The sequence below is a fragment of the Shimia sp. Alg240-R146 genome, assembly GCF_947331465.1.
GTDB lineage: Bacteria > Pseudomonadota > Alphaproteobacteria > Rhodobacterales > Rhodobacteraceae > Shimia.
In genome coordinates this window covers 1143203-1163291 of record NZ_CAMZOK010000002.1, presented here as the reverse complement: position 1 = coordinate 1163291, position 20089 = coordinate 1143203, and the positions used below count along the sequence as shown (strand labels likewise).

The 20089-nt window shown below is 57.7% G+C and carries 22 protein-coding genes and 1 pseudogene; 12 read left to right on the top strand and 11 right to left on the bottom strand.

Features of this window, described 5'->3' with window-relative positions; genetic code table 11:
- Positions 1 to 71 precede the first annotated feature (71 nt).
- The 3 genes from ligA (at position 72) to PG871_RS14850 (ending at position 4645) form a co-directional block, all read left to right on the top strand.
- Complete coding sequence (ligA, locus tag PG871_RS14860) at positions 72 to 2327, top strand: NAD-dependent DNA ligase LigA (protein ID WP_270730915.1); 2256 nt, start codon at positions 72 to 74, stop codon at positions 2325 to 2327.
- Entirely contained in the window at positions 2324 to 4414 is a 2091-nt protein-coding gene (gene recG, locus PG871_RS14855) for an ATP-dependent DNA helicase RecG (protein WP_270730624.1), read from the top strand. Before ligA ends, recG begins: the two co-directional genes overlap by 4 nt.
- Positions 4415 to 4522: 108 nt before the next feature.
- The gene (locus PG871_RS14850) at positions 4523 to 4645 is read left to right on the top strand and encodes a hypothetical protein (protein ID WP_270730622.1); all 123 of its coding nucleotides are present in this window, start codon (positions 4523 to 4525) and stop codon (positions 4643 to 4645) included.
- 229 nt (positions 4646 to 4874) lie between these two features.
- Here the strand turns inward: PG871_RS14850 and PG871_RS14845 are convergent, their stop codons facing one another.
- The gene (locus tag PG871_RS14845; protein ID WP_054001471.1) at positions 4875 to 5327 is read right to left on the bottom strand and encodes an iron-sulfur cluster assembly scaffold protein; all 453 of its coding nucleotides are present in this window, start codon (positions 5325 to 5327) and stop codon (positions 4875 to 4877) included.
- Between the two features lie 68 nt (positions 5328 to 5395).
- On the opposite strand from PG871_RS14845, the gene hisI reads away from it, so the two are divergent.
- Positions 5396 to 5758, top strand: a complete 363-nt coding sequence (hisI, locus tag PG871_RS14840) for a phosphoribosyl-AMP cyclohydrolase (protein WP_270730621.1) — start codon at positions 5396 to 5398, stop codon at positions 5756 to 5758.
- 44 nt (positions 5759 to 5802) lie between these two features.
- On the opposite strand, the gene gluQRS is transcribed toward hisI, so the two are convergent.
- The 4 genes and pseudogenes from gluQRS to PG871_RS14820 form a co-directional block, all read right to left on the bottom strand.
- Positions 5803 to 6642, bottom strand: a complete 840-nt coding sequence (gene gluQRS / locus PG871_RS14835) for a tRNA glutamyl-Q(34) synthetase GluQRS (RefSeq protein ID WP_270730620.1) — start codon at positions 6640 to 6642, stop codon at positions 5803 to 5805.
- On the bottom strand, positions 6639 to 7250 hold the full coding sequence (locus PG871_RS14830; protein ID WP_270730618.1) for a class I SAM-dependent DNA methyltransferase: 612 nt from the start codon (positions 7248 to 7250) through the stop codon (positions 6639 to 6641). The genes gluQRS and PG871_RS14830 overlap by 4 nt, the downstream gene beginning before the upstream one ends.
- Positions 7251 to 7287: 37 nt before the next feature.
- Positions 7288 to 8658 (bottom strand): methylenetetrahydrofolate--tRNA-(uracil(54)-C(5))-methyltransferase (FADH(2)-oxidizing) TrmFO, encoded by a 1371-nt coding sequence (trmFO, locus tag PG871_RS14825; protein ID WP_270730616.1) that lies wholly within the window; start codon positions 8656 to 8658, stop codon positions 7288 to 7290.
- Between the two features lie 216 nt (positions 8659 to 8874).
- Positions 8875 to 9672: pseudogene (locus tag PG871_RS14820) on the bottom strand (enoyl-CoA hydratase); the annotation flags it as partial.
- A 47-nt stretch (positions 9673 to 9719) separates the two neighbouring features.
- Here PG871_RS14820 and PG871_RS14815 point away from each other — a divergent pair.
- From PG871_RS14815 to PG871_RS14780, 8 genes are all read left to right on the top strand, one after another.
- The gene (locus PG871_RS14815) at positions 9720 to 10142 is read left to right on the top strand and encodes a PaaI family thioesterase (protein ID WP_270730615.1); all 423 of its coding nucleotides are present in this window, start codon (positions 9720 to 9722) and stop codon (positions 10140 to 10142) included.
- Positions 10139 to 10786 (top strand): DUF2459 domain-containing protein, encoded by a 648-nt coding sequence (locus tag PG871_RS14810; protein ID WP_270730614.1) that lies wholly within the window; start codon positions 10139 to 10141, stop codon positions 10784 to 10786. Before PG871_RS14815 ends, PG871_RS14810 begins: the two co-directional genes overlap by 4 nt.
- Before the next feature lie 88 nt (positions 10787 to 10874).
- On the top strand, positions 10875 to 11843 hold the full coding sequence (locus PG871_RS14805; RefSeq protein WP_270730613.1) for an SLAC1 anion channel family protein: 969 nt from the start codon (positions 10875 to 10877) through the stop codon (positions 11841 to 11843).
- 175 nt (positions 11844 to 12018) lie between these two features.
- Positions 12019 to 12480, top strand: coding sequence for a 50S ribosomal protein L13 (gene rplM / locus PG871_RS14800; RefSeq protein WP_270730612.1), 462 nt, complete (start codon positions 12019 to 12021; stop codon positions 12478 to 12480).
- Between the two features lie 3 nt (positions 12481 to 12483).
- Positions 12484 to 12969 carry a 30S ribosomal protein S9 gene (gene rpsI / locus PG871_RS14795; protein WP_093320630.1) on the top strand — a complete coding sequence of 162 codons (486 nt, stop codon included), beginning with the start codon at positions 12484 to 12486 and terminating at the stop codon, positions 12967 to 12969.
- A gap of 152 nt (positions 12970 to 13121) precedes the next feature.
- Positions 13122 to 13802, top strand: a complete 681-nt coding sequence (locus tag PG871_RS14790) for a cytochrome c3 family protein (RefSeq protein ID WP_270730609.1) — start codon at positions 13122 to 13124, stop codon at positions 13800 to 13802.
- The gene (locus PG871_RS14785; protein ID WP_270730607.1) at positions 13799 to 14644 is read left to right on the top strand and encodes a c-type heme family protein; all 846 of its coding nucleotides are present in this window, start codon (positions 13799 to 13801) and stop codon (positions 14642 to 14644) included. Before PG871_RS14790 ends, PG871_RS14785 begins: the two co-directional genes overlap by 4 nt.
- Entirely contained in the window at positions 14632 to 15123 is a 492-nt protein-coding gene (locus tag PG871_RS14780; protein WP_270730606.1) for a hypothetical protein, read from the top strand. Before PG871_RS14785 ends, PG871_RS14780 begins: the two co-directional genes overlap by 13 nt.
- Here the strand turns inward: PG871_RS14780 and PG871_RS14775 are convergent.
- The 6 genes from PG871_RS14775 to PG871_RS14750 form a co-directional block, all read right to left on the bottom strand.
- Entirely contained in the window at positions 15117 to 15536 is a 420-nt protein-coding gene (locus PG871_RS14775; protein WP_270730604.1) for a hypothetical protein, read from the bottom strand. The two genes, PG871_RS14780 and PG871_RS14775, sit on opposite strands and share 7 nt — an antisense overlap.
- Positions 15533 to 16150, bottom strand: coding sequence for a TetR/AcrR family transcriptional regulator (locus PG871_RS14770; protein ID WP_270730603.1), 618 nt, complete (start codon positions 16148 to 16150; stop codon positions 15533 to 15535). The genes PG871_RS14775 and PG871_RS14770 overlap by 4 nt, the downstream gene beginning before the upstream one ends.
- Positions 16143 to 17012 carry a polyphosphate kinase 2 gene (gene ppk2, locus PG871_RS14765; RefSeq protein ID WP_270730602.1) on the bottom strand — a complete coding sequence of 290 codons (870 nt, stop codon included), beginning with the start codon at positions 17010 to 17012 and terminating at the stop codon, positions 16143 to 16145. Before ppk2 ends, PG871_RS14770 begins: the two co-directional genes overlap by 8 nt.
- A 42-nt stretch (positions 17013 to 17054) precedes the next feature.
- Positions 17055 to 18014 (bottom strand): alpha/beta fold hydrolase, encoded by a 960-nt coding sequence (locus PG871_RS14760; protein ID WP_270730600.1) that lies wholly within the window; start codon positions 18012 to 18014, stop codon positions 17055 to 17057.
- A 93-nt stretch (positions 18015 to 18107) separates the two neighbouring features.
- Positions 18108 to 19064 (bottom strand): homoserine O-acetyltransferase MetA, encoded by a 957-nt coding sequence (metA, locus tag PG871_RS14755; protein WP_270730599.1) that lies wholly within the window; start codon positions 19062 to 19064, stop codon positions 18108 to 18110.
- Between the two features lie 46 nt (positions 19065 to 19110).
- Positions 19111 to 19980 (bottom strand): ATPase, encoded by an 870-nt coding sequence (locus PG871_RS14750; protein ID WP_270730598.1) that lies wholly within the window; start codon positions 19978 to 19980, stop codon positions 19111 to 19113.
- Positions 19981 to 20089: the final 109 nt, after the last annotated feature.

Genomic DNA, 20089 nt, shown 5'->3' with positions numbered 1-20089 from the left:
AAGCGGCGGCCCTATCACTTGGGAGGGTGGATAGGGAGAAGCCGGTGACCGACGCGCAGACAGTAAGCGAGATGACAAAAGAGCAGGCGCGCCTTGAGCTGGCGCGCCTTGCTGCGTTTCTGGGGCGGGCGAACACGGCGTATCACGGCGAAGACGCGCCGGAAATTTCGGATGCGGACTATGACGCTGCGAAGCGACGCAATTCCGAGATAGAGACGCGATTCCCCGATCTAAAGCGCGACGACAGCCCGAGCGAACAGGTTGGCGCCACGCCCGGCGAGGGGTTTGGCAAAATCAGCCACGTGGTTCCGATGCTGAGCCTTGGCAATGCGTTTGAAGATGAGGACGTTGCTGATTTTGACGACCGGATTCGTCGTTATCTGAACCTGCACGCGACAGATGCGCTGCGTTTTACTGCCGAACCAAAGATCGACGGGCTTAGCCTGTCGCTGCGCTATGAAGGTGGGCAGTTGGTTTATGCCGCGACGCGCGGCGATGGGGACACAGGCGAAAACGTCACCGAGAACGCCAAGACAATTTCCGACATTCCGCAGGTGCTTGAGGGCGCGCCGGACGTGATCGAAGTGCGCGGCGAGGTATATATGAGCCACGCGGATTTTGAGGCGCTAAACACGCGCATTCGCGAGAAGAATGTCGCACTGGAAGCGGACGGAAAAAAGCCGCAGACGGTTTTTGCCAATCCGCGCAATGCGGCCGCTGGCAGTTTGCGGCAGTTGGATCCGACCGTGACGCGGGACCGTCCTCTGCATTTCTTTGCCTATGCGTGGGGCGATTTGTCGGCACCTTTGGGTGAGACGCAAATGGGCGCGATTGAGCGGTTGGCAGCATTGGGGTTTGTAACCAACGATCTGACCAAACTGTGCGACGGACCAGAGGCGTTGATTGCGCATTATCGCGACATCGAGGCGCAACGGGCGTCGCTCGGCTATGACATTGATGGCGTGGTCTACAAGGTGGACGACCTTGGATTGCAGGCGCGGTTGGGGTTTCGATCCACCACGCCACGCTGGGCGGTGGCGCATAAGTTCCCTGCGGAATTGGCGTGGACGCGGCTGGAAGGTATCGACATTCAAGTAGGTCGCACCGGCGCACTGAGCCCCGTGGCGCGGTTGCAACCTGTGACCGTGGGCGGTGTGGTGGTGTCCAATGCGACGCTGCACAACGAGGATTACATCGCAGGTCGTGACAGCAAAGGCGCTGAGATCCGCGACGGGAAAGACATTCGTGTCGGCGATTGGGTGCAGGTTTACCGGGCTGGTGATGTGATCCCCAAAGTGGCGGACGTGGACCTGAAGAAACGGGCTGAGGATGCGGTGCCCTATGTGTTTCCTGAGCTGTGTCCGGAGTGTCAAAGTCCGGCGGTGCGCGAAGAAGGCGATGCGGTGCGGTATTGCACAGGCGGCTTGATCTGTCCGGCGCAAGCGATTGAGAAACTGAAACATTTCGTGGCCCGTAAGGCGCTTGATGTCGAGGGGTTGGGTGCCAAGCAGATCGAGATGTTCTTTGAAGATGAACAGCTGCCGATCAAAACTCCTGCGGATATTTTCACCTTGGCGGACCGCGACGGTGCGAACCTGACCCGGCTGAAAAATCGCAAAGGATTCAAGGACAAAAGCGTTGCCAACCTTTTTGCTGCGATTGAGGCGAAACGCGAAATAGCCTTTGGTCGGTTGTTGTTCGGGCTTGGCATTCGCCATGTCGGGGAGACAGCGGCCAAGGATTTGGCACAACATTTTCTGTCATGGGACAAGTTGGCCGAAGCTGCCGAAATCGCAAGACCCGCTGCGCTGGCGTGGCGGGCGGCGGATGCGGCGGAAGACGTTGAGCGCATTGCAGCCGCCAAAGAGGGGCGGCGCGGGCGTATCAAAGAAGCACGGGACGCTGCCGCCGCGGCTTGTGAAGTGTCGCGCGACTCACAACTGGCCTGGGACGATTTGACTGGCATCGACGGGATCGGCGCGGCGGTGGCGCTGTCGCTGACGGATGCCTTTGCCAACGTGCAGGAGAGGGCCGAAATTGACCGACTGGTCGGCATGCTCACAATCGAAGCACCGGAAGCGGTGGCGACAGAAAGCCCTGTGGCGGGCAAGACTGTGGTGTTTACGGGCAAGCTGGAAAAGATGACGCGAGATGAGGCCAAAGTGCGGGCTGAAGCCTTGGGCGCGAAGGTGTCGGGATCTGTGAGCGGTAAGACCGACATTCTGGTGGCTGGACCCGGTGCCGGATCTAAGGCCAAGAAAGCGGCGGATCTTGGGGTGACAACCATCGACGAAGACGGCTGGTTGGAGTTGATTGAAGGATTATGAGCGGACGGCCGGAAATTCTATTTCCGCTGTTTGCGGATCTGACAAAGCTGGATGGTGTCGGGCCAAAGACCGCGCAGCATCTGGAACAGATACACGTGCATAAGCCGCGTGATTTGCTGTTTCTGCTGCCGTACTCGGGCATTGATCGGGCGCTGAAGATTTCTGTCAATGAAGCGGAGTTGCCGGACACGGTCACAGTTCAGGTGTTGATTGGCGCGCACAAGCCCGCCCGCAACCGTGGTGGCGCCTATCGGATCACGGTGCAGGATGCGCTGACGTCGTTTCAGGTGGTGTTTTTCCATGCGAGGGGCGACTACCTCAAGAAAGTGCTGCCAGAAGGCGAGCGCCGCGTGATCAGCGGCAAGGTCGAGCTGTTTGATGGCGTCGCCCAGATGGTGCATCCCGAATACATTGTCGCGCCCAATGAAGCCGAGGACATTCCTGCGTTTGAACCGGTCTATCCGCTCACCCACGGGGTGTCGCAAAAGACCATGGTCAAAGGCGTGCGGTCAGCGTTGGAGCGGTCGCCGGAACTGGCGGAATGGATTGATCCATCCCAAAAGGACAAGGCCAAGTGGCCGCATTGGCGCGAGGCCATGGAACAGGTCCATCTGCCCACGTCGTTGGCCGAAATTTCACCGACCCATCCGGCGCGTGAACGGCTGGCATATGACGAGTTTCTTGCACATCAGCTGACATTGGCGTTGGCGCGCGAGCAGTTGCAGCGTGCCAAAGGTGTGATTTCCGAACAAACAGGCGCGCTGCAAGCCAAGGTGCGGGCCGCGCTGCCATTTGCGCCAACAGGGGCGCAGGAGCGGGCTGTGGAGGCGATTGCGCGCGATATGGCGCTGCCGATGCGCATGAACCGTTTGCTGCAGGGAGACGTGGGCGCGGGCAAAACACTAGTGGCGTTTATGGCGCTGTTGGTGGCAGTTGAGGCAGGCGGGCAGGGCGTGATGATGGCGCCGACCGAAATTTTGGCTCGCCAGCATTTGCAGGGGTTGCAGCCATTGGCTGAAAGCGCGGGCGTCGTCTTGGAAATCCTTACGGGGCGCGACAAAGGGGCAGATCGGCGCGCCAAGCTGGAGGCTTTGGCGCGGGGTGATATTCACGTGCTGGTCGGCACGCACGCAGTGTTTCAACAAGATGTGGCGTTTGCCGATCTGCGGTTGGCCATTGTTGACGAGCAGCACCGTTTTGGTGTTCGCCAGCGGTTGGAGCTTGGCAAGAAAGGCGCGGGAGCGGATGTTCTGGTGATGACGGCGACGCCGATCCCGCGGTCGCTGGCGTTGGCGCAATATGGCGATATGGACGTGTCGGTGCTGGATGAAAAACCGCCCGGACGGCAACCGATCACCACGGCGTTGGTGAGCACGGGGCGCATGGATGAGGTGGTTGACCATCTGCGCAAAGCCGTCGCCGAAGGCAAGCAAGCCTATTGGGTTTGTCCCTTGGTCGAGGAAAGCGAGAACGTTGATTACACCGCTGCCGAGGAGCGGTTCAAGCTGCTGCGGGCAGCGCTTGGTGAAGGCGTTGTCGGCATGGTGCACGGTCAGATGCCGCCAGCCGAAAAAGACGCGGGCATGGCGGCGTTTCAAAAGGGTGAGACACAGGTTCTTGTGGCGACCACGGTTATTGAGGTGGGCGTGGATGTGCCCAACGCGACGATCATGGTGATTGAACGGGCCGAGGTTTTTGGTCTGGCGCAGCTGCACCAGTTGCGCGGGCGCGTTGGGCGTGGGTCCCAAGCGTCGACTTGCCTGTTGATGTATCAGTCGCCTCTAAGCGAAAGCGGGCAAAAACGGCTGACGGTTTTGCGTGAAAGCGAAGACGGGTTTGTGATTGCCGAGACCGATCTGGAAATGCGTGGCGCGGGTGATTTGATTGGAACCGCGCAATCGGGCTTGCCGAGATTCAGGATTGCCGACATGGAAGCGCAGGCCAGTTTGATGGCCGTGGCGCAGTCAGACGCGCGCAAGCTGCTGCATGATGATCCCGAGCTTACAAGCGAGCGCGGGCAGGCGGCGCGGGTTCTTTTGTGGTTGATGGAGCAGGATCAGGCGATCCGTTTGATTTCAGTCGGTTAACGCTTTTTTTCGCGAAATGTTCTCAAATGTTCTCATAAAGTTCTTTACTTGATGTTCCGTATGTGAGAACAAAGGGGCAACAAAGATCAAAACGGGAAGGAGGCCCCAATGATGCAGCAAATTAAATCGGTGGTTCGCAATTCAGGCGACACTTTGGTGCAAGACGCTCTTGGTGGTGTGGTTCTCGTTGTTTTGATGGTTGTGGCGCTGCATGTGCCTGGCTTTGTCTGAGGTTTTTTGAGGAATACAGTTTACTGCCTGCGATTTTCGCGCTGGTTCGTCCCCGCATCCTGTCCCCATCTTGATGCATTTCGACTTGTTCTGCCTGTTCTAAGTCCCGAAGGGTTTTCTGCCTGATCGCCCTTCATTGACGAATTGGGTCCCACGTGAAGACGCACCTCACTGCCGCCGCCTTTCTTTTGAAAGTGCGGCGGTTTTTTTGTGGGCGGCAGTGTCGGGGTTAAGCGCAGTTGGCTTGGTCGGCCTGTTCAAACGCCTCGGCGGTGGCATCAAACGCCAGAAGGATCGACGCGTGTCGGTTCTTGTAATCGCGTGCAGGGCGCAGCACTTCGAGACCGTCAAAAGGCGCAGGCGGCGTAGGGCCGTCATCTTTGAGCATCGCCTTGAGCGCTGCGCGGGCGGTTTCGATTTCAGCGCGGGTGCGACCAATCACGCCGGAGCCCACCACGGAGGCAGAGGCCTGACCCAAGGCGCAGGCTTTGACGTCTTGGGCAAAAGCGGCGATGCGGCCGTCCTCAATTTTGAGGTCCACAGTCACAGTGGAGCCACAGAGCGGCGCGCGTTTTTTAACGGTGGCATCTGGATCGACCAACCGCTCGGTGTGCGGGATCGCAGCCGCCAAATTGAGGATCTGGCCAGAGTAAAGCTTGATCAGGTCGTTTTCGCCGGACATCGCGGTTTCCTTCGTTACGTGATTCATAGATAGAGGTCGAAAGGACAGATGCAAAGAGGGACGTTGGTATGGAATTTGACACAGGTCTTTTGAAGTACAACGACGCCGGTTTGATTCCGGCAATTGCGCAAGATGACACGTCAGGCGAAGTTCTGATGATGGCGTGGATGAATGCCGAGGCGGTGGCAAAGACCTTGCAAACTCGCAAGGTGACCTATTGGAGCCGGTCGCGTCAGGCGTTTTGGATCAAGGGCGAAAGTTCGGGCCACGTACAGGAGCTGGTGGATTTCCGGTATGACTGTGATCAGGACTGTATACTTGTGCTGGTAAATCAGACGGGTGCAGCCTGTCACACCAATCGTCGCACCTGTTTTTACACCGCGGTGCGTGATGGGGAGACCGTTGAGTTGATGCAGCCCATGCAGGACTGAGCCTTCGGCGACGGTAATTCCGGAACAAAAAGCCCGTGGTGGCGTTAGAGGCCAACCATAGTGCGAATATCGGACGGCGTCGCACCGTCAGCGCGGTATTTGGCGATGGCGCGGGCGTCGTCGCGTTTGGCAAGGCGTTTGTCGGCGTCGTCGCGGATCAGGCTGTGATGGTGATATTCGGGTGTCGGCAGGTCCAACAGGTTTTGCAACAAAACGTGGATGCGGGTTGCCTCAAACAGGTCTTCGCCACGGATCACATGGGTGACACCGGTCGCAACATCGTCCAGCACCACCGAGAGATGGTAAGAGGCGGCCATGTTGCGTCGGGCGAGTACCACGTCTCCGATAGTTGTTTGCAGATCGTGCCTTGTAAGCTTGTGGGTGCCAGCGAAGGCGTCGCCGGTTTCTATGAAGGTTGCAGAAACAGATTGAGCGGCTTTGACCATGTTGAGGCGGGTGCAGGTTGCTTCGTCGGGTGAGAGGTCGCGTGCGCGGCAGGTGCCGGGATAGATGCGTCCGTCAGGACCAAAGTCCGGCACGCCTTCTTGAGGAGCGGAGGCCGCGTTGTCGATGTCGCGGCGGGTGCAATTGCATTCAAACGTCAGGCCCGCGTCGCGCAAGGTTTCGAGTGTTCGGGCATAGTCGGGGAAATGGTCAGATTGCCGACGAACGGCATCATTCCATGTAATGCCCAACCACGTGAGGTCGTCATAGATTTGCTGTTCCCAGTGCGGGCGGGCGCGGGATTGGTCGAGATCGTCGATCCGCAACAGGAAACGGCCACCTTTGGCGCGTGCAGTGTCATGTGCCAGCAGCGCCGAATAGGCATGACCCAAATGAAGTGGACCGGTTGGGGATGGGGCGAAGCGCGTGGTGAAAGTCACAGTTTTTCAAGCAGGTAGGCGGTGGAGTTTATGTTGCGCGCCGGAAGGTGTGGCCCGTGTTCCTGCTCTAATACACGCAAACTACCGGCTTCGGCACAGGCCGTGACTTTGGCTGCGTAGGCAGGGTCCTCTAACGCGTGATCGTTGAACGAGAGCACGAAGAGACCGCCGGGCGCCAGTTTGGCAAGCAAAATGTCAAAAAGCTCCAGCGGAGCAGCACCCGGACCGATGACGCCGATCGCGGCAATTGCGGCGTAGGCTCCGGTTTCAAATGGCAGGGGCGCGTCGGCTGCGATCTGTTGCAGAGATTGATAGAGGTTTTTGGTGCGGGCCTTGGCCAGCATTTCCGCAGAAAGGTCCATGCCGTGCAAGTCTGTGATGCCCTCGGCGCGCAATGCCAAACCAGACAGGCCGGTGCCGCAGCCAAAATCCAACACAGGCAAGGCTTTGTCCGGCATATGCGCGGCCAAAGCGCGAGCGCAGCGGGCAGGGGTGACATAGCCGTTTTCGCCGACCTCAGCCTCATATGTGTCAGCCCAGTCGTCGTAAAAGGTCTCGATGCCTTTGCCGATGTGGTCGTAGACGTTGTCGAGGAATTTGCGGGTCATGGCATCAATTTAAGCGCATGTCCCGCACGGCGTCCAGTCAGCTTTGCGCCGCCAGCCAAGCTTGCCAGTCCACTTTGGCGCGGTCGGTGTAGGCTTTGTAGCGGTCTTTGCGGCCGCGACGACCACCTTTGAGGCCTTCGACTGGTTGAAACAGCCCAAAGTTGACGTTCATCGGTTGAAAGGTCTTGGCCTCGGCACCGCCTGTGATGTGGTGCACCAATGCGCCCATGGCCGTGTTGAGCGGCGCGGTGTCGAGCGGCTTGCCGAGGATTTCGGCAGCGGCCAAGCGGCCTGCTAGCAGCCCCATTGCGGCGCTTTCGACATAGCCTTCGACACCTGTCACCTGACCGGCAAAGCGGATGTTGGGGCGTGATTTGAGGCGCATCCGGTCGTCCAGCAGAGTGGGCGAGTTGATAAACGTGTTGCGGTGGATGCCGCCAAGGCGGGCGAATGACGCGTCTTCCAAACCCGGGATCATTTTGAAGACTTCGGTCTGGGCGCCGTATTTCATCTTGGTCTGGAAACCGACAATGTTCAGGAGCGTTCCCAATGCGTTGTCACGCCGCAATTGCACAACTGCGTAAGGTTTATCATCGGGTTTATGGGCGTTTGTCAGGCCGACGGGCTTCATTGGCCCAAAGCGTAGGGTTTCGCGGCCACGCTCTGCCATGACTTCGATTGGCAAACATCCGTCAAAGTAGCCGGCAGTTTCGCCTTCTTTGAATTCCGATTTGTCAGCTGCCAGAAGCGCGTCGATAAAGGCCTCGTATTGATCCTTGGTCATCGGGCAGTTGAGATAGGCTTTCTGTTCTTCTTCGGTCTCGCCCTTGTCGTAGCGCGACTGTAGCCACGCGACGTCCATGTTGATGCTTTCAGAATAAACGATGGGGGCGATGGCGTCGAAAAATGCCAGACGTTCAGCGCCGGTTTCGGCCTGAATCGCCGCGCCAAGAGCCGTTGAGGTCAGCGGGCCAGTTGCGAAAATCCAATGGCCGTCCGAGGGCAATTCGGAGATTTCACCATATTCCACAGAGACGTTGGGGTGATCCATCAACGCCTGTGTCACAGATTCGGCAAAGGGATCGCGGTCCACAGCCAAGGCGCCACCAGCGGGCAGGCGGTGTTTGTCGGCCGTTGCCATAATCAATCCATTGGCCGCGCGCATTTCCCAATGCAGCAAGCCAACGGCATTCTGTTCGTCGTCATCGGAACGGAAGGAATTGGAACAGACCATCTCGCCAAGGTTGCCGGTGCGGTGGGCGAAGGTTTCCACTTTGGGGCGCATTTCGTGGATCACCACGTTAACGCCCATGTGTGCGGCCTGCCAGGCGGCCTCGGATCCGGCCATGCCGCCGCCAACGATATGCAATGTTTTTGTCATGCAGGCGGACATAGGTGACAGAGCCACGATTTGAAAGGGGGAAGACGAGGTGGGGTCGAAGGCGTCCCAAAAAAACGAAGTCAGAGAGAGAATGACATCAGGAGGAACATTTGGACTGCGCGACGACCCCTATTTTCGACATATCGCACTGCCGAGATCGCAAGCAGACTATTGCAGGGTGTTTATTAACGCACACTAAACGATCTGGATTTTTTCTTACGAAAACAGGCAGAAAGAAAAATGCTATTGATCCTGCCAATCCGGCGGCCGTTTTTCCAGAAAGGCCGCGATGCCTTCTTCGGTGTCACGCCACAGCATGTTCTGCACCATCACGTCACCAGTGTAGTCATACGCCTCGTCCAATGGTTTTTGCAGTTGCTCGTAAAACGCCTGTTTGCCGATTTTCACGGCCGCACCAAGTTTAGAGGCGACGGTGTTGGCGAGTTCGGCGGATGCCGCATCGAGCGAGTCGGCGGGCACGACACGGTTGACCAGACCAAGCGCTTGCGCTTCGGCGGCGTCCACAAAGGCGCCGGTCGACAGCATCTCAAAAGCCCGCTTGCGTGGGATATTGCGCGACAAAGCAACCATGGGGGTCGAGCAGAAGAGGCCGATATTGACGCCGTTCACACCAAACCGCGTGCCTTTGGCGGCCACGGCCATGTCGCATGTGGCCACAAGCTGGCATCCTGCGGCTGTGGCAATGCCGTGCACTTGTGCAATGACTGGTTGGGGCAGGCGCTGGATGGTTTGCATCATGGTGGCGCAGCGGGTGAAGAGGTCTTTGAAATACGCCTTGCCGCCGTCCTCGGATTGACGGCCGAGGGTCATTTGCTTCAGGTCGTGGCCGGCGCAGAACGCTTTGCCGGTGCCAGACAGAACAATAGCGCGAACGCTGGTATCCGTTTCAAGCGTATCAAACGCATGTTGCAGCGCGGCCAGCATTTCGTCTGACAGCGCGTTCAGCCGGTCGGGCGCATTCATTGTCAGGTAAGCGACGGCATTTTCGTCGCGACGTTCCAGAATTCCCATCTTGCCCTCCTGAGCCTTTGGGGTGAGCTTAGCGGTGGGATGAGGAGAGGAAAAGCATGCAAGCCGTGATGAGCGCAGAAGAAATGACCGATTGGCTGGAAAGTGTCTTTCCGCAGGTCAAAAGCGATTTTGTGGTGGAGAGCATCGACGGGGTGAACACCGTGATGCGGATGAAGGTGGCTGAGCGGCATTTGCGCCCTGGCGGTACGGTGTCGGGGCCAAGCATGTTCGCGCTGGCGGATGTGTCGGCCTATGTGGCGACGATGGCGCGGATTGGCAAAGAAGCGTTGACGGTCACGACGGGCTGTTCGTTGGATTTCATGCGCAAACCTGAGGCGGGCAAGGATCTGATCGCGCATGCGACGCTGCTGAAACTCGGGCGGGCGTTGTCTGTAACCAGCATCCTGATTTATTCGGAAGGCAATGATGCGCCAGTGGCGCGGGCCAATATGACGTATTCGATCCCGCCAAAATCATGACAGGGCGGCGCTGGATCGCACTGGCGGTTTTGCTGGTACTGGCGAGCCGGTTTGTGGCGATTGATCGTGGGGCGGCCTATGATCGCGACTCCGGTACGCCGATTTGGGTGTTTGATCACGGGTATCACGCGGGCCTGACATTAAGTCGGGAGACTTTAGCGCGGTTTGGCGGAGACATGTCACAATCCTGGCTATTACAGTTCCCGGACGCGGAATGGTTTGAATTTGGCTGGGGGGATGCCGGATTCTATTTCGAAGTGCCGACGTTTGAAGATGTGACATTTCAAATCGCTGCCAAGGCGCTTTTTGTACCCAGTGACAGTGTTGTCCATGTTGCGACAGGTGTCGGGTCACCTTGGAATGTATTCACACAGTCGGAGGGCGTTGAAATTCCTGTTACGGATGCAGCGTTGCAGGACATAATGGCGTTTGTGGAGCAGGGCGCTCAGTCGGGCGTGCCGCTTGGGCCTGGCCTTTACGGTGTCAGCGCTTTTTACGAAGGGCAGGGCAAGTATCATCTATTTCAGACCTGCAACAGCTGGGTATCACAGGCGTTAAGGGCTGGCGGGCTTGCCTCGGCACCGGGTCCGTCGGTGGCCAGTTCAGGCTTGGTCTGGGATCTGAAGCGCAGGTATTGGAAATAAAATCCCATCGCTGGAGTGTGAGGGCAGATCACTTTACATTCCGAAAACGTCATGTGAAGGCTGGCGCGACAAAATTTAGGAACGCCTTATGACCGAAGAGAGCGCACAGACGTCAGGACTTCAGTATTTTCCAGTGCCAATCTTTGCCACGATCATGGGGTTGATGGGATGGTCACTTGCGTTTCATGCGGCACCGGACAGGATGCCGTTTGCGGATGGTTTATCAAAGGGCGTGTTGTGGCTGGGCACTGCGGTTTTTGCAGGATTGGCAGTCTTATACTTGCTGAAACTGGTTCGATTTCCGGCTTCTGTGCGAGCGGAATGGAACCATCCGGTACGGCTCGCGTTTTTTCCCTCGATTTCCATTTCGCTGCTGCTGTTGAGCACGGCGATGTGGTCGCATTTCCCGGACTTGGCCAAAGGTTTGTGGCTAACAGGAGCCGCGGGGCAGGTGGTTTTGACGCTGGCTGTGGTCTCGGGCTGGATTTCGCATCGTAGCTTTGAGGTTGGGCAACTGACCCCTGCGTGGTTCATTCCGGCCGTTGGCAATGTGGTTGCGCCGATTGCGGGCGCGCAAATGGGGTTTGTCGAGCTGAGCTGGTTGTTCTTCTCCGCAGGTGTGTTTTTTTGGTTGGTCTTGCTGACACTGGTGTTCAACCGGTTGATTTTTCACGACCCGATCCCCGGTAAGTTGCTGCCAACACTGGTCATTCTAATTGCGCCTCCGGCGGTGGCGTTTTCCGCCTATGTGTCGTTGACGGGGCAAGTGGACGGCGTGGCGCGTATTTTCCTGAATGCAGCTTACATCTTTGCGGCATTGGTTTTGGTGCAAGCGCCGAAGTTCAGACATCTGCCTTTTGCGCTGCCTTGGTGGGCGCTGAGTTTTCCGGTGGCGGCTTTGGCGATTGCGTCGTTCCGGTTTGGCGAACTCATGGGCAGTAATGTGCATACGTCGATAGGGTATGGCGTGTTGTTTGTGCTGAGCGTGATCATGCTTGGTCTTATTGCCAGAACGCTTTTGGCGGCCGTGCGCGGTGAAATCTGCGTGCCGGAGTGAAAATAGGCGAAAAGAATGGGGTAAAATGATACCTAATTTTCAAGCTATTGTTTTTAGGTGATTTTTTCGTGTTTTGTGCGCTTGACGCGACGCGGGGCTCCTTTATAACCCGCCCATCGTATTTTGATGCGTCCCAAATCGGGCGCGTCTGTCAACCAATCATGGAAGACCTGACATGAAAACCTTCTCTGCTACTCCGGCAGACATCGAGAAGAAATGGATCATCATCGACGCCGAAGGCGTGGTGCTGGGCCGTCTCGCTTCGATCGTCGCCATGCGCCTGCGCGGCAAGCACAAGGCCACTTTTACTCCGCACATGGACACTGGTGACAACGTCATCGTGATCAACGCGGACAAGATCCAGATGACCGGCAAAAAACGCACGGACAAGACTTATTACTGGCACACCGGTCATCCGGGTGGCATCAAGTCTCGCACTGCGGAACAGATCCTGGAAGGCAAGCACCCTGAGCGCGTTGTGACCAAAGCGGTTCAGCGCATGCTGCCTGGCAACCGTCTGTCGCGTCAGATCATGACAAACCTGCGTGTTTACGCTGGTGCCGAGCACCCGCACGAAGCGCAAGCGCCTGAAGTCCTGGACGTTAAGTCCATGAACAGCAAAAACACCCGGAGCTAATCAATGGCTGATCAAATCAACTCGCTTGAAGAGCTGAACGCCGTTGCCGGTGAAGAAGCTGTTGTAGAAGTTGCCGCTCCTCGTGAGCCGGTACGTGATGAACTGGGCCGCTCCTATGCGACCGGTAAACGTAAAGACGCTGTTGCGCGCGTTTGGATCAAGCCGGGTTCCGGCAAGGTCATCGTGAACGGCAAAGACCAGGACGTGTATTTTGCACGCCCCGTTCTGCAGCTGATCCTGCGTCAGCCGATGCAGGTTGCAGGCGTTGAAGGTGAATTCGACGTTTATGCCACCGTCAAAGGCGGCGGTCTGACCGGTCAAGCTGGTGCGGTTAAGCACGGTATTTCCAAAGCTCTGCAGCTTTATGAACCCTCGCTGCGTGGCGCATTGAAAGCTGCTGGCTTCCTGACACGCGACAGCCGTGTTGTGGAACGTAAGAAATACGGTAAGCGTAAAGCGCGTCGTTCGTTCCAGTTCTCGAAGCGCTAAGTTTCAGACGGATCAAGATTTTGGAAAGGCCGCGCGGTTTGCGCGGCCTTTTTTCGTGTCCTGTAGGGTGGTGTTAACGCATCATTAAGGCTTTTCACCAAACATATTCCCGTTAAGCGTGTATTGTTTGAGTTATTTGCCGGAGTTGGCACATGCGGGCGCCCACCGCACGACAGATCCGATTTGTTGCCGTTTTTTCAATCATACCAGTGTTCATTGCCGCTGGTGTGGTGCTAACGGATCAAGGTGCAATGCCGATCATGGCACATGGGCCTTTGCAGTCAGGCCACGAAGGTGTGCATTGTGAAAGCTGTCACGTGCCAAGCCCCGGCACCGTTCGCCAACAGGTGCAAGCCAAGGTGCACCACGTTCTGGGGATGCGCGACACGGGCGGTGATTTTGGCTACGGCGCGGTCACGTCAAAGGCCTGTTTGCAGTGCCATGAGCGCCCAAACGAGCGTCATCCGATATTCCGTTTCCATGAGCCTCGGTTTGAGAAAGCAGTGGCGCAAGTCGAGGCGACGAGCTGCTTGGGATGCCATGGCGAGCATACGACGCACCGCGCCACGGCTGACCTGACGTTTTGTCAGGCCTGTCATGAGGATCTGGTGCTGAAAACTGACCCGCTGGATGTGGACCATGCAGCGTTGATTGCGGATCGGCGCTGGCAGACCTGTTTGGGGTGCCATGACTTTCACGGCAATCATGCCGGCAAGGCACCAAAGGCGTTGAAAGAGGCCTTTGCGCCCGCCGAGATAGAGGCCTATTTGCGCGCGGGTCCCAGCCCCTATGCGCTGCCAAAGATATTTGAGGCGAAGGAGGAGCTGCCATGATGAAAATCACGTTGTTTGGGCTGTTTGGCAGCCTGATGATCTACCTCTTTGCCACCGCGCCCGAGGCGCTGCCGGATCAAACCGCAGCCACCGCGGGTAGGTGCAATTTTGAAGTGACAGCACTGTTTGACGGGGTCAATGCGATCAATGACGCAGCGCGGTCGATTTACACCAAGCGCATCGTGGGGGGCGGCAAAGAGGCGGGATTGAAATTCGGGGAGGACTGGCAGGAACCGGGTGTGGAGAAAGGCCCGTTGCCGGCTTTGTTCCTGCGGCTGACTGCGGCGCGTCTGGAAACCAAGCCGCCGCAGTTGGGCCTGTATCTTGGCTCTGACGCTCCGATCAACAAATCCAATATGTTCACGGAGGAGCAATTGGTCGGTTTTGCGACGGTTGAGGCCGATCGCGCGCCTGTTTTCTCGGTCTCGGGCCAAGGCCGCGCCATTGGGATGTATCCGGATGTGGCCGGTGTGGCGCCCTGCGTGGATTGTCACAATGATCATGAGGACAGCCCTAAAACCGATTGGAAAATCGGCGATGTGATGGGGGCAACCACCTGGACCTATCCGGCCGATGCTGTGTCTGCGGATGACTATTTTGCCACTCTTGAAGCGATGTTTGACAGCGTTGAAGAGGCCTATCAGCAGTATTTGGACAAGACGTTAGGCTTCGCGGAACCGGTAACACAGGCACAGGAATGGCCGGGTGCTGGCTTGCGTATTCTGCCCGAGAAGGCGGCCTTTATGGCGAAGGTCAGAGCGCAGGCTGCACCGGCGCTGTTGAATGCATTCTTGCCCCATCGTCCAGAGAAATCAGAGGAGATGAGTCCATGCGTGTTTTGATGGCAACGGCGCGGCGGGCGCCATATGCGGCCTTGATCCTGATGGCGCTGACGCTGGCAACGGTTGTGATCCTGCAGGAATGGCAGACCGGCGCACTTGGGATTTTGAGCGGGTTTGAGTTCCAGATCGTGAGCGGCTCACTACTGGTGACAGGGCTTTGTTATCAATGGGTTTTGTTCTTCAAGCGGGTCACGCGAGACACGCGCAATGCGCGGAGTGTGCTGGTCAGTCACCGCTGGGTCGGCGTTGGCATGACCTATCTTTTTGCACTGCACGCGGTGCGTCTGGGGCACACCTGGATGACGGTTTTGAGTCTGGTGTTCTTCCTGATCGCAGTGACCGGTGTTCTCAATCGAGAGGTGCTGCGGTATCGGCAAAACTGGATTTATCTGGTCTGGCTGGCCGTGCATATCGGCCTTTCGGCGATGCTGCTGCCGTTGCTTGGCGTGCATATCTGGGTGGCGCTGGCCTATCAGTGAGAAGCTTCGCAGTTGGACATGGACACCCAGCGAAATTTCTCTTTGCGTGCCTCACTGGTGAGGCGCAGGAGGCAGATTTCATCCAGAGTTCCGGCGGCAACAGACATGCGCGTGGTTGAAACGGTGCGTTTGGCGCCGTCGGGCAACGTCACCGTTGCAAAGACACGCAGCGCCGCCGAGTCTGAGGATTTTGAATGGGTGAAGGCCACTGGCACGCGCAGGTGGTTTTGCGCCGTCATTTGCGGCGGATCATATAGCATCACAAAGGCAAGCGCGCCCGTTGAGAAAAGCCCGCCGAACAGGATCAGGCCGGCAAAACGGTAATAGAATACATAGAGGCGGTCAGCCTTGGCTCTTCCCAGACGACGGACAAGGAAAGCATGCCAGCTGTCGGGCAAAAGGCGGGGGATCACCTGTCGTCACCGATCAATCCGAGGCCACGCAGGTAGACACCGATGCCGCTTTCCAGAAGGTCCTCAGGCGCAAAGGGGCTTTGCGTGCCCGGTGAGTTGCGGGCGTAAAGTTCGACGACGCCGTGGCTCATGGCCCAGATGTGGGCGGAGAACATCGAGGCAGGCGGGCGTTTTTCCGGCGGGATGTGCTGGGACAGATCGCTTGCGGCCTGCTCCATCACACCACGTGCGCGCGCGGCGACAGCGGCCAATTCCGGCGTTCGGTTGACCGAGATGCCGCTTTCAAACATCGCGATATAATGCCCCGGATATTTGCGTGCAAAGGCCAGATAGGCGCGGCCTGTGGCCTCAAAGGAGGCGAGCGCGGATGGCTGGCCTTTGTCATAGGCGTATTGCATGACGTCAGCGAAGATTTCGTAGCCCTGACGGGCGGCTTCGGCGATCAGGTCGTCCCGGCCTTCAAAATGGCGATAGACCGCAGCAGGGGTCACGCCGGCCGTTTTCGCGGCTTCGGACAGGGTGAAGCCGGTGGGGCCTTTGGCCTCGATCAGGCTGAGGGCGGCCTCGACCAGCGCCTGGCGCAGGTTGCCGTGATGATAGCCGCGTTTAGGCATTCCAGATGTCGGGGCCTCCGCAGATGGCTGTGTCAATTTCCCCAATGGCATCAACGTCTTTACGGTCATAATCCATGGCGTGCAGAACCGTGCGGATGGCGTTCAGACGAGCGCGGCGCTTGTCATCTGAGCGCACGATTGTCCAGGGAGTCTCCGCTGTGTGGGTGCGCCTCAGGGTTTCGGAAATGGCCGTCGAATAGGCGTCCCAGCGCTTGAGGCCCTCCACGTCGATCCAGCTGAGCTTCCACTGTTTTAACTGATCTCCCTCGCGGGACAGGAAGCGGCGCAACTGTTCCGCGCGGCCGACATTGAGCCAGAATTTGAAGAGGTGGATGCCATCGTCGACCAATGTGCTTTCAAAAGGCGTGACCTGATGAAAAAACTTGCGGCGTTGATCGTCGGTGCAGAACTCAAAGACCTTTTCCACAACACCGCGGTTATACCAGCTGCGATCATAAAACACGATTTCACCGCCCGAGGGCAGGTGGTCGATGTAGCGTTGAAAATACCATTGGGTCTGTTCGGCCTCGGTGGGCTTGGAGAGCGCAACCACGCGCGCGCCACGCGGGTTCAGGTTTTCGCGAAACCGTTTGATGGTGCCGCCTTTGCCAGAGGCGTCACGGCCTTCAAAGACCACGGCAACGCGCTGACCGCTTTCCTTGATCCAATGCTGCATTTTTACGAGTTCGATCTGCAGCAGTGCGATCTCTTCTTCGTATTTTTTGCCGCTCAGCCGCGATGCGTGCGGGTAGGTGTTGCCCAGAATGTCTTTCTTGCTGCCGTTGCGAATGGCATCGCGCACCGCGTCTGGCGCTTCAGTTTTGTAATAGGCGCTGATCGCGCCATCAAATGGCAAGTCCATGAAACCTCTCCGCTTTTCACCCAATATGGCGACCCGAGAGAGCTAGCGCAATCCGGCGCGCACCGCAGCACGGTCGATTGCGGCGACAATGTCGTCAGGATTGGTGTGATGAGGCATGTGGCCGATGCCCTTGAGGGTGACCAGATTTGCGCCGGCTATGTCCTCGACCATGCGGGTGGAATGCACGTGCAGACCCACGGTGGTGTCCAGATCGCCATGCACAATCTCGACCGGCAGCGAGAGGGATTTGTACTGCGGCGCAAGCGCCCGCAGTTGGGGCCGCAGGTCATGGCGCTGTTGCGCGTTGGCTATCAGCGAGGACGGACGCAAAATCAAAGGGACCCCCACATATTGCGCGTAGCCTTCGGGGGCGTCCTGCGGTGCAAAGATGCCATCAATGGAGGCGGCGACGTAGTCTTCGCTGGCCCAGGCGGAAATCAGGCGGGCCACAACTGGTCCTTTCCACGGATCTGCGAGGCGGGCGTAAAAGCCGCTGAGGCCGCCTTCCCAAGGGTAGGTTGCCCCGGCAATGGAGACAGCCGCGGCGATGTTGTCGGGATGGTTGACGGCCCAGGCCATGGTCACGGCACCACCGAAGCTTTGGCCTGCAACTATTGGATTTTTAACGCCTATTGCGATTGAAGCCTGCGAAAGAAGCGCTGCCTGATGCGCGATGCTGACCCCGTTTTGGGCAAGCGGCGGCGTGTGGCCAAGTCCGGGTCGGTCAAAGACAATGACGCGGAATCTGTCGGTCAGCCGGTCGACCAGATCGAAAGTAAAGTCGCGGGTGTTGCCGGACGCCCCATGCAGGAGAACCACCGCGGGCGCCTCGGGATTGCCGCGGTCAACATAATGGACGGGATGTCCTTCAACGTCGACAAATTCCCCGTCGGGCGCGAATTTCGATTTGGCCAAAGCCTTGCGCTGTTCGACTTTCCATAGCGTGCCCACCAGAGCAGCACCCACCAGCACCAAAAGCGTTAGCCCGATCCATTTCAGCATGTTTTACCCCGTTGTCCTGTGCACGCGGGGCAAGTATCCGGCCTTTGACCGCAGATGAACACTGGTTTTTGCGGCAGTAACGCGACGTGCCCGTCAGGTCGTATCAGGCGCGCGCAGATCCGAGGTTTCAATGCCAATGCGGCTCATGTCAAACGGGGTGGTCTGGTAGATTTCAGACAGCCAGTTTCCATACAAAAGATGCGCGTGGCTGCGCCAGCGGTTCTGCGGTGGATTGCTCGGGTCATCGTCCGGATAATAGTTGGACGGCACGTTGATCGGTGTGCCTTCGGCGATGTCGCGGTCATATTCCTGCTTGAGCGTATCAGAGTCGTATTCGAAGTGATTGAAAATAAACAGGGAACGGGAATTTGGATGCTCAACAAGGCAGGGGCCGACGTCGTCGCTGTGCAGCAGGGTGCGCAGCTCGGGCACGGCGTCGATTTCCTCTTGGCGCATTTCGGTCCAGCGGCTGACCGGGATCACGCAATCATCGGAAAAACCACGCAGGAACGGCGAGGCATGGGCCAGATTGCGGTGCCGGAAACAGCCGAAGGCCTTGTGATCCAGAATGTGTTTCTTGACGCCGTGGAAATAGTTGATCATCGCCATGCCGCCCCAGCAAACGCCAAAGGTGGAGTGCACATGGGTGCGGGTCCAGTCAAAAACCTCGCAGAGTTCTTGCCAATAGGTCACGTCCTCAAAGGGCAGGTGCTCAATTGGGGCACCGGTGATGATCAGCCCGTCAAATTTTTCGCCAGAGGCTTTTACGTCCTGAAACGGGCGATAAAACTCTGCCATGTGCTCGGCGGCGGTATTGCGGGTTTTGTGCTCGCTCATGCGGATCAGGGACAGTTCGATCTGCAGAGGGGTGGCACCGATCAGACGGGCAAACTGGTTTTCCGTCTGGATTTTTTTGGGCATCAGGTTGAGCAATCCGATGCGAATGGGGCGGATGTCCTGACGGGCTGCCTGATCCTCGGACATGACCATGACGCCTTCGTGCGAGAGCACGTCAAAGGCGGGCAGGTCTGCGGGGATCTTGATGGGCATAGGTCTGGGTCCTTTTGGGAGATGGAAAACCGCGTGAAGGCCATAGTTAGGCGGTTGCGGGCTTGGCCTCAAGGCTGTCGGCTATGAGATCGACAAAATCGGAGGTCGAGGTGACCTCTGCGATCTGTTCAGCAGAGACGGTCAATCCCCATTTCGACATCGCGGCATAGCGCGGCTGGCGATGGGCCAAGGCGCGGGCGTAGGTCCAGCGCACAAAGGCGTCCGGATCAACTTTGGCCTCAGAAGTGCCTGTTTTTGATAGATATTCTTTCCATGTGGCGATGAGGAATTCGGGCTGATAACACATCGGTTTTGGGGCGCGATCAAAGCGGCGGATCAACTCTTCTGTGTGAGCTTCCGATCCCTTAATCCACACCATCAGCGTGTTTTCAGCAAGTGATGTCATCACGGGATCGTTGACGTCGGACGGGTCGACGACCTCGCAAATTGAGCCACCTGTGTCGCAAACAAAGTGGTCATAGCCATAAAGATCATGGGCGCGTTCGATGAAGGGTTTGGTGTCCATAAGAGCCGCGATTTCGGCTGTACGGTGCTGATCCTGGCGCCGCAGGTATTCGTCAAACGGCAGGCCGCCCAGGTCGGGGTTGCCGGGTTTGCCGAGGTAGGTGGACAGCGGGGCGAGGTTGTTGAACGTGATGTTGGAGCCGATATAGATGCTGTCGCTCATCAGAAGTTCGCGCAGAAACGGCACTTTCATCGCTTCGCGTTTGGCGTTGTCGGCGATGTGTTCGCCCATGTAGCGGGTGCCAATGCGGTAGTCGACGGAGTAATGAAACCAATCCCCATTGTCGCGCAAGGTGTTGGAAATATGCGTTTTCCCAAGACCAGACATGCCAAACAGCAGGACTTTTTTCTGACTGGCTGCACGCCAGTCTTTTGCGCTTTGGTAAATCATCACCACATCCCTTGATCGTGCTTCAAAGGTGGTAGCGGGATGGGCGCGGAGGGTCAAATGCTATTGGAAACGCAACCAGTTTTGGCGTGTCGGTATTGCGTCGGTATCG